This window comes from Pseudomonas sp. GL_090 (assembly GCF_057837765.1).
The window spans coordinates 4,171,259-4,185,617 of the sequence record NZ_CM174452.1 but is presented as its reverse complement, the minus strand read 5'-3'; the positions used below and the strand labels follow the sequence as shown (position 1 = coordinate 4,185,617).

General features: G+C 59.5%; 14 protein-coding genes. 5 read left to right on the top strand and 9 right to left on the bottom strand.

The genetic code is table 11. The features are described 5' to 3' along the window. Positions 1 to 9: 9 nt before the first annotated feature. On the bottom strand, positions 10 to 750 hold the full coding sequence (locus AC3ITA_RS18800) for a winged helix-turn-helix domain-containing protein (RefSeq protein ID WP_095946168.1): 741 nt from the start codon (positions 748 to 750) through the stop codon (positions 10 to 12). Between the two features lie 558 nt (positions 751 to 1,308). Between AC3ITA_RS18800 and AC3ITA_RS18795 the strand changes: the two genes are divergently transcribed. Next, positions 1,309 to 2,142, top strand: coding sequence for an undecaprenyl-diphosphate phosphatase (locus AC3ITA_RS18795; RefSeq protein WP_095946169.1), 834 nt, complete (start codon positions 1,309 to 1,311; stop codon positions 2,140 to 2,142). Between the two features lie 55 nt (positions 2,143 to 2,197). Here AC3ITA_RS18795 and dusA read toward each other — a convergent pair whose 3' ends face one another. Beyond that, positions 2,198 to 3,193: a tRNA dihydrouridine(20/20a) synthase DusA gene (dusA, locus tag AC3ITA_RS18790; RefSeq protein ID WP_489278187.1), complete on the bottom strand. Its 996-nt coding sequence runs from the start codon at positions 3,191 to 3,193 to the stop codon at positions 2,198 to 2,200. Positions 3,194 to 3,636: 443 nt separating this feature from the next. Between dusA and AC3ITA_RS18785 the strand changes: the two genes are divergently transcribed. After that, the gene (locus AC3ITA_RS18785; protein WP_150672810.1) at positions 3,637 to 4,017 is read left to right on the top strand and encodes a DUF6124 family protein; all 381 of its coding nucleotides are present in this window, start codon (positions 3,637 to 3,639) and stop codon (positions 4,015 to 4,017) included. Positions 4,018 to 4,124: 107 nt separating this feature from the next. Beyond that, positions 4,125 to 4,346 (top strand): hypothetical protein, encoded by a 222-nt coding sequence (locus AC3ITA_RS18780; RefSeq protein ID WP_489278186.1) that lies wholly within the window; start codon positions 4,125 to 4,127, stop codon positions 4,344 to 4,346. Between the two features lie 72 nt (positions 4,347 to 4,418). On the opposite strand, the gene AC3ITA_RS18775 is transcribed toward AC3ITA_RS18780, so the two are convergent. The 6 genes from AC3ITA_RS18775 to AC3ITA_RS18750 all read right to left on the bottom strand — a co-directional run bounded on the left by AC3ITA_RS18775 (position 4,419) and on the right by AC3ITA_RS18750 (position 10,085). Beyond that, positions 4,419 to 5,180, bottom strand: coding sequence for a transporter substrate-binding domain-containing protein (locus AC3ITA_RS18775; RefSeq protein ID WP_489280810.1), 762 nt, complete (start codon positions 5,178 to 5,180; stop codon positions 4,419 to 4,421). A 114-nt stretch (positions 5,181 to 5,294) separates the two neighbouring features. After that, a complete protein-coding gene (gene copD, locus AC3ITA_RS18770; protein ID WP_489278185.1) occupies positions 5,295 to 6,218 on the bottom strand; it encodes a copper homeostasis membrane protein CopD in 924 nt (307 codons plus the stop codon). A 3-nt stretch (positions 6,219 to 6,221) separates the two neighbouring features. Then, positions 6,222 to 6,605: a copper homeostasis periplasmic binding protein CopC gene (copC, locus tag AC3ITA_RS18765; protein WP_489278184.1), complete on the bottom strand. Its 384-nt coding sequence runs from the start codon at positions 6,603 to 6,605 to the stop codon at positions 6,222 to 6,224. 52 nt (positions 6,606 to 6,657) lie between these two features. Next, on the bottom strand, positions 6,658 to 7,560 hold the full coding sequence (locus AC3ITA_RS18760; protein ID WP_489278183.1) for a copper resistance protein B: 903 nt from the start codon (positions 7,558 to 7,560) through the stop codon (positions 6,658 to 6,660). Between the two features lie 10 nt (positions 7,561 to 7,570). Then, positions 7,571 to 9,277: a copper resistance system multicopper oxidase gene (locus AC3ITA_RS18755; protein WP_150672803.1), complete on the bottom strand. Its 1,707-nt coding sequence runs from the start codon at positions 9,275 to 9,277 to the stop codon at positions 7,571 to 7,573. Between the two features lie 79 nt (positions 9,278 to 9,356). Beyond that, positions 9,357 to 10,085: a murein L,D-transpeptidase catalytic domain family protein gene (locus tag AC3ITA_RS18750; protein ID WP_095946180.1), complete on the bottom strand. Its 729-nt coding sequence runs from the start codon at positions 10,083 to 10,085 to the stop codon at positions 9,357 to 9,359. 85 nt (positions 10,086 to 10,170) lie between these two features. Here AC3ITA_RS18750 and AC3ITA_RS18745 point away from each other — a divergent pair, with 85 nt between their 5' ends. Further along, positions 10,171 to 11,925, top strand: a complete 1,755-nt coding sequence (locus AC3ITA_RS18745) for a L,D-transpeptidase family protein (protein ID WP_489278182.1) — start codon at positions 10,171 to 10,173, stop codon at positions 11,923 to 11,925. 159 nt (positions 11,926 to 12,084) lie between these two features. On the opposite strand, the gene AC3ITA_RS18740 is transcribed toward AC3ITA_RS18745, so the two are convergent. Beyond that, positions 12,085 to 12,552 (bottom strand): hypothetical protein, encoded by a 468-nt coding sequence (locus tag AC3ITA_RS18740; protein ID WP_489278181.1) that lies wholly within the window; start codon positions 12,550 to 12,552, stop codon positions 12,085 to 12,087. Positions 12,553 to 12,766: 214 nt separating this feature from the next. On the opposite strand from AC3ITA_RS18740, the gene AC3ITA_RS18735 reads away from it, so the two are divergent. Beyond that, a complete protein-coding gene (locus AC3ITA_RS18735; protein WP_489278180.1) occupies positions 12,767 to 14,338 on the top strand; it encodes a sensor domain-containing diguanylate cyclase in 1,572 nt (523 codons plus the stop codon). Positions 14,339 to 14,359 lie beyond the last annotated feature (21 nt).

The following is a 14,359-nucleotide window of genomic DNA, read 5'->3' as shown; positions in this document are numbered from 1 at the left end:
TTCTGTGTATCAGGGGGTTGAGATCAGCCCCCTCATCAACCGGTAACCATGCCCCCGGATGCTCTGGATGGCGTTTGTGCCATACATGTCCTTGATTTTTCCACGAAGGCGGCTGATCGACTTTTCCAACGCCCTGGGGTCATAAAAGTTGGTGTTGAGCCCCATGATGTTGGCGATTTCATCGTGACTTAGTATGTGGTTACTGGTTTGCGCGAAGGCTTCGAGGATCTTCATTTCTGCAAAGGAGATGTCCAGCTTCTTGCTGGTGCCCAGTAGACAAATACGGGTCGGGTCCAATATCAAATTGATATCTCTTTGCCATTCTTCACTGTTGAAGAACTCGGCAAGCAACTCAGAGCTTTCATCGGAAAGGGTATTGAGCTTGATGCAGTAGTCGGCCCCCGCAAGATAGTACTTGATCTTGTTGTAGGTGCCTCGGCCCGTGATGACCGCGCAAATGATGGGTTTCAAGTTGCCGGTGCGCAGGTTTTCCACTAGCGCGAGGCTTTCCTCGAGGGCTTGGGGGCTGTCGATGATGATGAAGATGGCGCGATACGAACCAGGGCGTTCATTCTTCTTGAATGAACTAGTGTAAGAGTTGGCCTCTAGTGCCATATCGGTCCGCACATGCCTTGCGACTAGCGCTCTAAAATGTTCAGCCACGCCACGGGTACGACCTAGAGTGAGAACTCCGGGTTCATCGTTTGTCTGGCGCTGGCTTCTAGTCGCTAAGTTCCCTGTAAGCATCATGCATTGACTCGAATAGGTGCTGACATCGGGATGTTAAAGCACCGGTTCTCATCTGTGACTGACAATTGGTAACATTTGCGCGAATTTTAGACGTGGCTCCCGAGTTTTTTAACAATGTTTAAGCTTTTCAAGCTTTTAGTTGATTTTCTCGGCGAGCTGAACTAGTGAAATATCATCGTTAGATGGTGGCAATATGAAATTGTGCCACTATTTTGAAACGATGGCGATTTGTTTTTTGTGTCCTTTTGCCACTGTTTGGCCCACTGCGTGCCACCATTCATGCCAGGGTGCTGAATCCAGTAAGACACATAATTAGTGTGAGAGCGATCACACTTTATTGAGTGGCGAGGCTTTTTTCTACTAAATAGCTAAATATATTTCCTAGCTGTTCGTACCCGGACGATTATTAACATGGCTTGAGTGTGTCTTTTGATAAGACATATTCTCCCTTGCTACATCAGGTAATGGGTGTGGATGTCTCGAATGTTTTGCTTGAGCTACTCAATATCTGAGTGCAGTTGACGGATCGTTCCCGCAGAACGGTCTGACGGAGGATTGATGGATTTCTGGACCCTTTTCAAAGTGTTGATCCTGGGCGCGGTAGAGGGCCTGACTGAGTTTTTGCCGATCTCCAGTACGGGCCACCAGATTATTGTTGCGGACTTGCTGGAATTTGGCGGTGAACGCGCCATGGCGTTCAATATCATTATTCAGCTGGGCGCAATCCTTGCTGTTGTCTGGGAGTTTCGCCGCAAGATTACAGAGATCGTCAAAGGACTGCCGACCCAACGCAATGCACAACGATTCACGCTGAACTTGCTGATCGGTTTTCTTCCGGCCGTGGTTCTGGGTGTCTTGTTCGCCGACCAGATTCATCACTACCTGTTCAACCCGATCACCGTGGCAGTCGCATTGGTCGTGGGCGGTATTGTCATGTTGTGGGCGGAGCAGAGGGACCACGTGGTGCACGTGGACCATGTCGACGACATGCGCTGGTCGGATGCACTGAAGGTAGGTTTCGCGCAATGCCTGGCGATGATACCGGGCACTTCCCGCTCCGGATCGACCATTATCGGCGGCTTGCTGTTTGGCCTGTCGCGCAAGGCAGCCACCGAGTACTCGTTCTTCCTGGCGATGCCCACCATGGTCGGTGCGGCGGTGTATTCAGGCTACAAGTACCGAGAGCTGTTCCAGGCTGGCGACCTGCCGGTTTTCGCCCTGGGCTTCGTCACGGCGTTCTTTTTCGCCATGATCGCCGTACGCGGCCTGCTCAAGTTCATTGCGAACCATAGTTATGCCGCCTTCGCGTGGTACCGGATCGTTTTCGGATTGTTGATCCTGGCAACCTGGGCATTCGGATGGGTGAACTGGACGGCGGCGACCGCCGGCTGACAGGCGAGCCAGGCGGATCAAACCGCCTGGCTGAAGTGACGAGAACAACCGGGCATTAGCGCCCTTCAAGCAGCTCCGCAGCTTGATCCAGCAAGGCCAGGGGCTCCTTGGCCTTGTGGATATCCACCGACAACAACTGCCGAAACTTGCGCGCCCCCGGGAACCCGGTGCCCAGCCCCAGCACATGGCGAGTGATGTGGTGCATCGAACCGCCAACGTCGATGTGTGCAGCGATATACGGCCGCAGCTGCGCCAGTGCTTCGGCACGGGTGATCACCGGCACCGTGCTGCCGAACAGCTGCTGATCCACCTCGGCCATCACATAAGGGTTGTGATACGCCTCGCGGCCCAACATCACACCGTCGAACGTCTGCAAATGTTCGTGACAGGCCTCCAGCGTCTTGATCCCGCCGTTGAGAATGATCTCCAGCTCGGGAAAATCCACCTTCAGCCGCGCCGCCACGTCATAACGCAGGGGCGGGATGTCGCGGTTTTCCTTCGGCGACAACCCCTCCAGAATCGCAATCCGCGCGTGCACGGTAAAACTGGTGCACCCGGCATCGCGCACCGTGCCGACGAAATCACACAGCTGCTCGTAACTGTCCCGCCCGTTGATCCCGATACGGTGCTTGACCGTCACCGGAATCGACACCGCATCCCGCATCGCCTTCACACAATCGGCCACCAACTGCGGATGCCCCATCAGGCACGCACCGATCATATTGTTCTGCACCCGATCACTCGGGCAGCCGACATTCAGGTTCACCTCGTCGTAACCATGCTCCTGCGCCATGCGCGCACACGCGGCCAGGTCCAGCGGCACACTGCCACCGAGCTGCAGGGCGAGCGGGTGTTCGGCTTCGTTATGGCGAAGGAAGCGCTCGTGATCGCCGTTGAGCAGGGCACCGGTGGTGACCATTTCGGTGTAGAGCAGGGCGTTTTTCGACAATAGGCGCAGGAAGAAGCGGCAGTGGCGGTCGGTCCAATCCATCATCGGCGCGACGGAGAAACGGCGGGAGAGCGGGGCGGGTGTGGCGGTGGTTACGGACATGGGGGATCTGGAATCGGTGAGGCTAGGAGGTGGGGAGTTTATCAGGAATGGGGCGGCGGGACTTGGGCGTGCCTCAGGACGATTGAGTCAGTGCAGGGTATTGCGTTGAAAGCATCACGAAAAAGTAGGAGATTTCCCTCAAATCGCGTCCACATTGCCCATATTGCCCTCACTCTGATCACCCAGTTAACCTCCCTCCGTCGCTGCAAATTCAGCGACAAGGGTGTGGAAGCCCTTCACAAGATCTAGGCGCACAGGCGCCACCTGAATTTAGGCAGGCGCTTTTTTCATGTCTGCTGTTAAATTATGGCGGCTGTGCGCGGGGCACTTTCGGGTGCGCCGGGTTCCTAGATCCCCGGTCTTCCACACCTGCGCACAGCTGCCACCCCATCATGTGGAAGTGATGCTGGCAGTTCCTTTGGTTAATTCTAGGAACTCACACGATGAAAAAGATCACGCCTGATCCTCCGGAAACCGCAACGGCTTCCGGTTCTCTCGATCTTGGTCAACTCTCCGCTGACTCTCAGCGGGTGGTCAGCAAACGTCTGCGAAATCCGAATCACGCTGATCCCGTCTGCCATGTGTTCACCATTTTGCCCAACGTCGATACTGAAACGCTCTTGTGCCACGCCTGCGAAACCCTTGCATCGTTGAACGTCTTGACCACTGATCTGGCTTGCAAGCTCGAAGGTTCAACACGCAGTCTGGCGCTGTCGATTCAGCAACTGGCGGTGGTGGGGGAGTTGTTGGTGAATCGAGCTTTGGACAATGTCGATCCCCAAGGCAGTTGGGATGACAGATCTCCAGGTGATCACGGTTCCTGAACCAACGCTGACTTGCCGAAAAGTTTCACGATGTTTCGTTGAGGTGAGGCATAGCATGTCCACCAAAGATCATGCCCCCCCGCGCCTCAACCCACAGGAACAAAAAAATGATCGCAAACCTCGTCAAAGTCTCGCTGATGGCCGGTGCTTTGTTGTTGAGCGCCTGTTCGGGTGTGAGCTCCCACGACGATTATTCGATCGACTCGGTGCAACCTGCCGGCTTCGGCCCGGGGCCGACCAGCCGTACTCCCGACAAGATGAATTTCCACGGCAGCGCACTCGGCAACAGCTTTGGCGAATACGGTTCAGGTTTGCTGCACGACGACTGATACGGGGCGGGGTCCGCAATGAAGAAGGGCGCTCCTTTGGGGGCGCCCTTCTATGTGCGAAAAAAAGATCCGTTACTTGGCGTCAGGCACCGCCAGCCACTGGCGCAGGATCTTCTGGTAGTTGCCTGTCGCCTTGGCCAGGTGCAGCCATTGATCGATGTACAGCTTCCAGGTGATGTCGTCGCGGGGCAGCAGGTAGGCTTTTTCGCCGTACTGCATGTAGTGCGTGGGGTTGACCGCACACAGGCCCGGCCTGAGCTTCTGCTGGTACAGCGCCTCCGAGGCGTCGGTGATCATCACGTCGGCTTTTTTATCCAGCAGTTCCTGAAAGATGCTCACGTTGTCGTGCAGTCGCAAGTGCGCCTTGGGCAGGTAGGCGTGGACGAAGGCTTCGTTGGTGCCGCCGGCGGGTTCGACCAGGCGAACCGTTGGCTGGTTGATCTGTTCGACGGTTTGGTACCGCGCCTGGTCTTCGCAGCGCACCAGGGGGATTTTGCCGTCGACGTCGAGGAGGCTGCTGAAAAAGGCTTTTTTCTGCCGTTCCAGGGTGACCGAGATGCCGCCCATGGCGATGTCGCACTTGCCGGCGAGCATGTCGGGCATCAGGGTTTTCCAGGTGGTGGGCACCCACTCGACCTTGACGCCAAGGCTGTCGGCCAGTGCGCGGGCCATGGCGATGTCGATGCCGGAATATTCGCCGTCCGCGGCCTTGAGGGTGTAGGGCTTGTAGTCGCCGGTGGTGCAGACCCGCAGTTGTCCCTGTTGCATGACGCTGTCCAGATGCGAAGGTTCTGCCTGAGCGCCAAGGGTGAGTGCGAGCAAGCCGCCGAGCATCATTGCTCTTTTGATTTTCGTCATTGTTATCGGGCTTTTGTGCTGGAGTGGATTTGAAGGGGAGTGTAGTGAAACTTTCACCGCTGTGAAAAATCAACGTCTCCTGAAGATGGCTCATTCCACTTCCGGACTCAACGTCCCCAGCCACGCCACCAAGCCCACAATCAAAACCGCCGCGGCCATTTCCACCACCACACTGCGCCGAAGTGCATGGGCTGCCGCGCGATATTGCCCCTCCCGCAATGACCGCTCCAGCAAGGGGCCAAGATGGAAGCGGTTCAACGCCGCCAACGCCAGCATCCCGGCAAACAGCAGCACTTTGATCGCCAGCAGAATTCCGTAGTGGCTGAGTAAAACCTCATCGAGCTTCGGCCCGACGATGTACAGGTAGTTCACCAAGCCCGTCACGGTGATGATCACAACGATCAGCGCACCGACAAGTTCGAATCGCTTGACCGCGTCGGCCAGCAAGCGAATGTGTGCTTCGGTTTGCAGGGCCCGGGGTTGAGCCATCAGGGCAAACGCGAGCAACGCGCCGAACCAGACGCCGGCCACCAACAGGTGCAGGATGTCTGCCGTAAAGTGCCAGTAGCGGTGACTGCCTTCGTCCATGGCGCCATGCCCGCTCCAGGCCACGCTGGCGAGGGCGATGCCGCCGGCCGTGGCAGCGATCACCAGGCTGATACCGGGGGCGCGTGGGTTCAGTATCAACGCCAGCCCCACGACCGCTAATGCAATCATCCGTACAGCCCAGGCCAACCCGACGTCTGTCTCGAACAGCATCATCTCGATGTGAGGACGCAACTCGGCAACGTCTGATTCGCCGCTCATGTTGCTCGCCATCAGCACCATGCCGGCGCTCGACAACAATGCCCCGAGTCCGACAAAACCCGCCAATAACCCGCGAAAGGGCAGCACGGTCCCCGAACGCCGGTCCCGTCCTTTGAGGCTATACAGCCCGAACAGTGCCACACCAAACAACAGCATCAGATCCGCATACAACACAAACCGCAGCACGACGTTGGCCGAGTCGCTCATCGATCATTTCACTTTGAAGGTGACGTTGCCGGTGATCGGGTGGGTGTCCGACGACACCGCGCGCCATTCGACCTTGTAGGTGCCGGGAGTCAGAGGCGCTGTCGGTGTGATGAGCATGGTCTTCGGGTCACTGCCGCCACTGACTTTGGCCTTGACCGGCATCGGGGCGTGGGCCATGCCGGCCATTTCGGTCATCAGCAGTTTGGCGCCGGAAAACTGGGTGACGAGGTTTTCGGAAAAGTGCAGTTCGATCTTGTCCGGCGATGCACCTTCTACGCCTTGCGCCGGGGTGGAAGAGAGTAGTTTGGGGTGCGCTTGAGCGAGGGTGCTGACAAGCAGGCCGCTGAGCAACGCGACTGCGATAGCGGTGGGTTTGATGAGGCGCATGCAAGGTCCTTTACCGCTTGAAGCGGTTGTTGTTGGTTTTGGGTGAGTCTGTTCAGAACCACAGCCGAACACCGAGCACCAGGCGGGTTTCGCTGCGGTCCTCGCCTTCGTCGTTGGCAAAGTCGGCGGTGTTGCCGTAGGTGCGGTTCCAGGTTACGCCGAGGTAGGGCGCGAATTCCCGGCGGATTTCGTAGCGCAGGCGCAGGCCGGCTTCGGTGTTGGACAGGCCCGCGCCGATACCCCGTTGCGGATCGTTTTTACCGTAGGCGTTGAGCTCGACGGTCGGCTGCAGGATCAGCCGATTGGTCAGCAGGATGTCGTAGTCGCCCTCCAGCCGCACTGCGCTCTGGCCGCCTTCGCCGATAAAGGCCGTGGCTTCGGCCTCGAAGTTGTACAGCGCCATGCCTTGCACGCCGAGCGCGGCCCAGGTTTGCGGGGCGCCGGGTTTGAAGTCCTGGCGCACGCCGCTGACGACGTCCCACCACGGGGAAATGGCGTGGCCCCACAGGGCCTGGATTTCCGCGTCTTCGGTCACGCCGTTGGTGCGTTCACCTTCGGAGCGCAGCCACAGGCGATCGATGTCACCGCCGACCCAACCGGACAAATCCCAGGCCAGGGTGCTGCCGTCGTCGGCGTCCTGCCACTCCAGTTTGTCGGCGAGGAAAAAGGAATTGAGCGTGCTGTCATGTACGTGGTGGCCGGCGGGATCGGCATACACCGCAGCGCGGTCGGCATCGGTCAGCACCGGGATCGGCGTACGGCTTTCGCTGGGCGCGGCGGGCTGCATCTGGCCGTCGTCCATGCCTTGCATCTGGGTGTGGTCCATCTGACTGTGGTCCATGCCTTGCATCTGACCATGGTCCATCTGGCTGTGATCCATGCCTTGCATGTCATCGCTGGCGGCCATCGCCGTCGAGGTCGCGAGTGCCAAAAAAAACGGGGTGAATCGAATCATGGGGTGCACCTCATTCTTCCACGCGAACTTCACGGAACATGCCCATTTCCATGTGGTACAGGAGATGGCAGTGATAGGCCCAGCGGCCGAGCGCATCGGCGGTGACCCGATAGCTGCGCCGGGAGCCCGGCGGCATGTCGATGGTGTGTTTGCGCACCATGAACTGGCCATTCTCGTCTTCGAGGTCGCTCCACATTCCGTGCAGGTGGATGGGGTGCATCATCATCGTGTCGTTGACCAGCACGATCCGCAGCCGCTCGCCGTACTTGAGGCGCAGGGGCTCTGCATCAGAGAACTTCACGCCGTTGAACGACCAGGCGAATTTTTCCATGTGGCCGGTCAGGTGCAGTTCGATGGTGCGGCCAGGCTCGCGGCCGTCCGGGTCTTCGAAGGTGCTGCGCAGGTCGGAATAGGTGAGCACGCGGCGACCGTTGTTGCGCAGGCCCATGCCCGGATCGTCGAGTTTCGGTGAGGTGGACATGGCTTGCATGTCCACCAGTGGGTTGTCGGTTTCCGAGGCCGGGTGGGACTGCATGCCGGGCATGTCGCCCATGTCCATGTTGCTGTGATCCATGCCCGCCATGCTGCCGTGGTCCATGCCGCCCATGCCCATGTCTTCCATGGTCACCAGCGGGCGCGGGTCCAGTGGCGGCAGTGGTGCAACCTGTCCCGCCTTCACCGCCAGGGTGCCCCGTGCGTAGCCGGTGCGATCCATCGCCTGGGCGAACAGGGTGTAGACCGCTTCGGTCGGCTCGACGATAACGTCGAAGGTCTCCGCCACGGCAATGCGAAATTCGTCGACGCTCACTGGTTTGACGTGCAGGCCGTCGGCAGCGACCACGGTCATTTTCAGGCCGGGGATGCGCACGTCGAAGTAGGTCATGGACGAGCCGTTGATGAAGCGCAGCCGCAGCTTTTCCCCCGGGCGGAATACCCCGGTCCAGTTCGAATCGGGCGCCTGTCCGTTCAACAGGTAGGTGTAGGTGGCGCCGCCGACGTCCGCCAGGTCGGTGGGGTTCATCTTCATCTCGGCCCACATCTTGCGGTCGGCGACGGCCGGCCCCCAGCCTTTTTCGCTGACGTCGTGGATGAAGTCGCCCACGGTGCGTTTGTTGAAGTTGTAGTAATCGGACTGCTTTTTCAGGGTCTTCATCAGGCCGACCGGGTCTTCGTCGGTCCAGTCGCTGAGCATCACCACGTAATCGCGGTCGTACTGGAACGGCTCCGGGTCTTTGGCGTCGATCACCAGCGGGCCGTAGACGCCGGATTGTTCCTGGAACCCTGAGTGGCTGTGATACCAGTAGGTGCCGTTCTGCCGCACGGTGAACTGGTAGACGTACAGGCCGCCGGGCTCGATGCCCTTGAAGCTCAGCCCCGGCACGCCGTCCATGTTGGCTGGCAGCAAGATGCCGTGCCAGTGAATGGAGGTGCTGTCCTTGAGTCTGTTGCGCACCCGCAGCGTCACCGTATCGCCTTCACGCCAGCGCAGCAGCGGGCCGGGAATGCCGCCGTTGATGGTCATGGCGGTGCGCGGGTTGCCGCTGAAGTTGACCGGGGATTCGCCGACGAACAGGTCGAAGTCGCTACCCGCCAACACCTGCGGTTCGCCGGGGCTGCTGATCGCCCAGACCGGCGTGCGCCATAACCCGAGGCCGCCGAAGAGCCCGCCGATGGCCAGGCCTTTGACGAAGGTGCGTCTTGAAGTGTGGGAGTGCATGCCGTGTGTTCCGCCCGTCAGCCTGTTGAACTTGCCGATGAGTCTAGCGGGCGGTGCTTTCAGCAGGCTGAGGCGAAGATTACATTTTTGACAGGTTGGGCGTCGTTTTCTGGCTTGAAGTGGACTTTTCCCTCGAGGCCACGGTGTCGCCGCCGCAGTTGATATAGGACGACGACTTCAGCCAGCGTTGGTCCGGGTAGTAGGAAAACAACAATTGCCCGTCCTTCATCGAATCAATCAGCCGATGGGCAATCGCCGGTCTGACGGCCGGGCAACCGAGGCTGCGGCCGATACGGCCATTGGCGCGCGCCAGCACCGGGCTGACATAGGGCGCGCCGTGAATGACGATGGCCCGGTCAAAGGCGTTATCGTTGAAGCCGGGCTCCAGGCCTTCCATGCGCAACGAGTAACCGTTCTGGCCGAGGTAGCTTTGCTGGGTGCGGAACAGACCGAGGCTGGTGGCATGGCTTTCGTTGCGGTTGGAGAACAGCGTGGCCATGTTTTCACCGCTGTTGCGACCATGGGCGACCAGTTCGTGAAACAGCAACTTGCGCCGCTTGAGATCAAAGACCCACAGGCGTTGTTCGGTCGAGGGCAGGGAGTAATCGATCACCGCCAGTCTTTGGGCGGGGGCAACGCCTTGGGCGCGGATGCATTGGGTGGCCCGAACGGCCAGGGCAATCACTTTGGCGTCGGCGCCGGGGGCTGCTTTGACCAGCGCGTTTTCAAGCGAATCGGCGTAGGCTGACGTTACTGAAAGGCACGTCAGTAAAATGGCAAATAAAAGGCCAAAGCGGTTTAGCGCCATAGTCGGGTCTCATCATGATAATTTCGAGTCTAGCTGGCGGCGAGTGGAAAGCTAGCCGTTTGAAACGGGGGATTAAGGATTATCCATGGTGCAATTAACAAGGTCATTCGTCATAAGCCGCATGTTTTTTATGGGCTTTCTGATCAGCGGTGCGGCGGTTGGGCAAATTTCGCCGATTGAGCCGGTATCGGTGGCGCGCAGCACAATCGATGCCGCAGCGCCCGGCGATGCGGTCGGCCATGTGATTCAGGCGACGCTGGAACCGCTGCGGTCGGCTTTTCCGCCGTTGCTCACCTCCAGGCGCCATCAGCGGGTGGATGTCAGCCGGGTGGTGCTCGATTTCTATATGCATCGCAACTATCGCGCCGCGTGGACGGATGATCGTGACGTGGCGCAATTACTCAAGAGCCTCGAAGACACCCGGATCGACGGCCTGAACCCGGCGGATTTTCGCATCACCGAACTGGCCCAGGCCCATGAGTCGCTGGCGGCGGCCATGCCTTCCACGGCGCAACGGGCAATGTTCGACATGGCGGCGACCCGCACCTTCATCACCGCGCTGCTGCAATTGCGGCGCGGCAAAGTCGATCCGTCGCGGCTGGACATTCACTGGAATTTCGAACCTGCCGGCGGCAATGCCCGCGAGGACATGAACAATCTGTTCGCCGCCCTCGATGACCATGACGTGGCGCGTGCCTTTGCCGAGGCACCTCCTCAGGAAGAGATTTACCGCAACTTGCGTGAGGGCCTGGCCCGGTTGCGCCAGGTGCGTGATGCGGGCGGCTGGCCGAAAGTCGCCGAAGGTCAATCGCTCAAGCCGGGCATGGACGGGGTGGCGGTCGCACAATTGCGTGCGCGTCTGGTGGCGGGCGGTTACCTGGACCCGCACTTGTCGAAAAAAGCCGGTTATGACGACAAGGTCACTGCCGCGGTGAAGAAATATCAGGCCGAGCAATACCTGGGGGCCGATGGTGTGGCGGGGGCGGCGACGCTGGCGGCCCTGAACGTGCCTGTCGAGGCGCGGATCGATCAGGTGCGGGTCAACATGGAGCGTGCCCGCTGGCTGTTGTACAAGCTTCAGGGCACGTTTGTGATCGTCGATATCGCCGGCTACAAGGTGGCGATGTATCGCGACGGTCTGCCGATCTGGCATTCGCGGGTGCAAGTCGGTAAACCGGTGCGCAGTACGCCGGTGTTCCAGGCCGAAATCACCTACATCACCTTCAACCCGACCTGGACCGTGCCGCCGACCATCCTCAAGCAGGACGTGATTCCGAAAGTCCAGAACGATCCGGGCTACCTGGCGGCGAACCGGATTCGTGTGCTTGATCGCGAAGGCAATGTGCTCGACCCGTCGGACGTTGACTGGAGCAATCCGCGAGGCATCCATCTGCGTCAGGATGCCGGCCCCGACAGTTCGCTGGGGCAGGTGGTGATCCGTTTCCCCAACGACTATGCGATTTACCTGCACGACACACCGCACCGCGAGCTGTTCGCCAAAACGGTCCGGGCCACCAGCTCAGGCTGCATCCGTGTGGAAAACCCGCTGCAACTGGTCGAACTGTTGTTCAACGACCCGGTGCGCTGGAACAGCGCCGGCATCCAGAAGCAGTTGGCCAATGGCCGGACCGAGAACGTCCTGCTACCGGTGAAAGTGCCGGTGTTGTTGGCTTACTGGACCGTGGACCTGAGCAAGGACGGGCGGGTGACGTTCAAGCCTGACATTTATGATTACGATGCCAGGGTGTTGCAGGGCTTGAGTCAGCCTGTGAAATTACCCGCCCTGGACTTGCGTCTTGCAGAGGTGCCGCTGGTGGTGACGGGGCAGAGCAAACAGTAATGAATCACACCCCGGACCTTGTGGGAGCGAGCCTGCTCGCGATGGACTCAAGAACGCCGCGTTTAGCCAGTAAGTACGCGTTATCGTTAACGACCATCGCGAGCAGGCTCGCTCCTACAGGGTTTGTGGCATTCAACAAACTGGTATTCAGCCAATCCCCTAAAGCGCCAACCCTTGTTGCACCACCACAAGCAGATCGGTTTCCGTCAGCGCCACCGCATCCGGCTGCGCGGTGGCCTGTTCGATCGTCTGCAGCCACCAGTGTGTTTCACCGTGCTCGTCCACGGTGCGCAACAGGGCGAGTTCGTTGCCTGTCGTGTGGATCTCGACCCGTCCCTCGCCATCGGCGGTGAAGCGTGCAACCGGGTCAAAGGTAATGCTGTGCTCGTTGCCGGAGATGACCAACTGGTCGATGGCGTAGTCGTAAGCGTCGCCATTGGGGTGGCTCTCGAACACGTGGGTGGGGTTGCGCCGCAGGACCAGGCCCGCTTCGGTCAAGGGCAGCAGCCAGGCCTCTATCCGTTGATACAGTTCGTAGACCTGGCCCGGCCAGCCATCGATCGCTTGATCCGCACTGGTCAGCCGTGCCTGTTTCAATTTTGCGGCGAGCTCGTCTGCTTTGCTCATGTCGATTCCCTTTATTGAAGTCAGTCTAATCGTAGCTCGTTGACGCACAGGCAGCGCTTGCCCTGGGTCATGTTTGCAGCTTAGGCCGGACAGGTGTGATACCGCCGGGCAAGTGGCCACCCATTTGTCCTGGATAACCCCGTAAACTACGCCCCACAAAGACTGAGGGCTTTGGGTTGTTGCCCATGCCTTGCCCCCCCGACAGGATGAATTTTTGCCCACGCGCTTTAACGACCCGGACCACGCCCCTGGCGTCGCATTGAAACGCATACCGCTGCGCAAGGCCGCGGTATTGTTCATTGCCACGGTGTGCCTGTGCCTGTGTGGTTTGCTTTATCTGCAACTGGAACAGTCCCGTCGCCATGACCTGAGCCTGGCGCAAGTGGCGTCTTCGAACCTGACGCGGGCCATGGCGCAGCAAGCCGAAGACACCTTCATGAAGGCCGACCTGGTGTTGACCAGCCTGGTGGACTGGATTCAGGTCGACGGTTTCGGCCCGGATCAACGGCCACGCTTGCAGCAGACCTTCGCCCGGCGAGTGCTGGCGCTGGATCAGTTGCACGGCATCCTGCTGTTCGATCAGAAGGGCCAGTGGGTGGTGAGCTCGTTTGAAAATCTGCCCCGGGGTGCCGGTGTCGCGGATCGCGAGTACTTCAAGTATCACCAGCAAAACGTATCGTCGGTGGCGCATATCGGCCCGGCCATCCGCAGCCGGGAAAACGGTGAGTGGATCATTCCGATATCCAGGCGGATCAACGACAGGAACGGGCATTTTCAGGGCGTGTTGTTGGCCGGCATCAAGATGTCGTACTTCGACCAGTTTTTCAAAAGCTTCAGCCTCGACGACAACGGCTCGATGTTTCTCGGCCTGACCGATGGCACCTTGTTGGCGCGTCGACCTTTTGTAGAGGCGCAGATCGGCGTGTCGCTGGCCCAGAGCGAGATCTTCCAGAAGTTCCTGCCGCTGGCCACCTCCGGCAATGCGATGTTCACGTCCATCATCGACGGTGTGACACGCATGTACGGTTACCGACAGCTGGAGGGGTATCCGCTGGTGGTCGCCGCGGCGTCGTCCACGGAGTCCATTCTCGCGGGCTGGTACGACACGGCGTTTCGCTCCAGTCTCATCGTTGCCCTGGTGCTGGTGGGCGTGGGGCTGTTCGGGTGGGTGTTCCTGCATCAGGTGCGTGTCGGCGAGCGAGTCGAGTCGGATTTGCGCAGGGCCCAGCAAGCGCTGGAGCTGATCGCCACCCACGACAGTCTGACCGGGCTGGCCAACCGACGATTATTCGAGCGGGCGCTGGACATCGAGTTCGGGCGCGGCGCCAGGCAGGCGAACCCCTTGAGCCTGATCATGCTCGATATCGATTACTTCAAGCGCTACAACGACACCTACGGGCACGTGGTGGGCGATCACTGCCTGGCCGAGGTGGCACGGGCGCTGAAGGGTTGCTGCCAACGCAAAGCCGATCTGGCGGTGCGTTACGGCGGCGAAGAGTTTGCGGTGTTGCTGCCGGACACCGACATCCACGGCGCCATGACGATTGCCGAGCAGATCCGCCGCAGCGTCATCGACAGGCACATCAGTCACACCGGCTCGCCCAACGGCTACGTGACGGTCAGTCTGGGTTGCTATGCGTTTGTGCCATCGGGGCGTGACAGCATGGACGTGTTCGTCGAGCGGGCGGATGCGGCGTTGTATCAGGCCAAGCATTCGGGGCGAAACCGCGTGGCAACGTTGTCGATGGCCGGTGGCGTCGAGGCATTGATGCGCTCTGACCGTTGAAGTTTTTTCCGCCGGTGGTCC

Coding starts and splice junctions, on each gene's coding strand:
- AC3ITA_RS18800 (WP_095946168.1), bottom strand. CDS start 750: ATGATGCTTACAGGGAACTTAGCGACTAGAAGCCAGCGCCAGACAAAC.
- AC3ITA_RS18795 (WP_095946169.1), top strand. CDS start 1,309: ATGGATTTCTGGACCCTTTTCAAAGTGTTGATCCTGGGCGCGGTAGAG.
- dusA (WP_489278187.1), bottom strand. CDS start 3,193: ATGTCCGTAACCACCGCCACACCCGCCCCGCTCTCCCGCCGTTTCTCC.
- AC3ITA_RS18785 (WP_150672810.1), top strand. CDS start 3,637: ATGAAAAAGATCACGCCTGATCCTCCGGAAACCGCAACGGCTTCCGGT.
- AC3ITA_RS18780 (WP_489278186.1), top strand. CDS start 4,125: ATGATCGCAAACCTCGTCAAAGTCTCGCTGATGGCCGGTGCTTTGTTG.
- AC3ITA_RS18775 (WP_489280810.1), bottom strand. CDS start 5,180: ATGCTCGGCGGCTTGCTCGCACTCACCCTTGGCGCTCAGGCAGAACCT.
- copD (WP_489278185.1), bottom strand. CDS start 6,218: ATGAGCGACTCGGCCAACGTCGTGCTGCGGTTTGTGTTGTATGCGGAT.
- copC (WP_489278184.1), bottom strand. CDS start 6,605: ATGCGCCTCATCAAACCCACCGCTATCGCAGTCGCGTTGCTCAGCGGC.
- AC3ITA_RS18760 (WP_489278183.1), bottom strand. CDS start 7,560: ATGATTCGATTCACCCCGTTTTTTTTGGCACTCGCGACCTCGACGGCG.
- AC3ITA_RS18755 (WP_150672803.1), bottom strand. CDS start 9,277: ATGCACTCCCACACTTCAAGACGCACCTTCGTCAAAGGCCTGGCCATC.
- AC3ITA_RS18750 (WP_095946180.1), bottom strand. CDS start 10,085: ATGGCGCTAAACCGCTTTGGCCTTTTATTTGCCATTTTACTGACGTGC.
- AC3ITA_RS18745 (WP_489278182.1), top strand. CDS start 10,171: ATGGTGCAATTAACAAGGTCATTCGTCATAAGCCGCATGTTTTTTATG.
- AC3ITA_RS18740 (WP_489278181.1), bottom strand. CDS start 12,552: ATGAGCAAAGCAGACGAGCTCGCCGCAAAATTGAAACAGGCACGGCTG.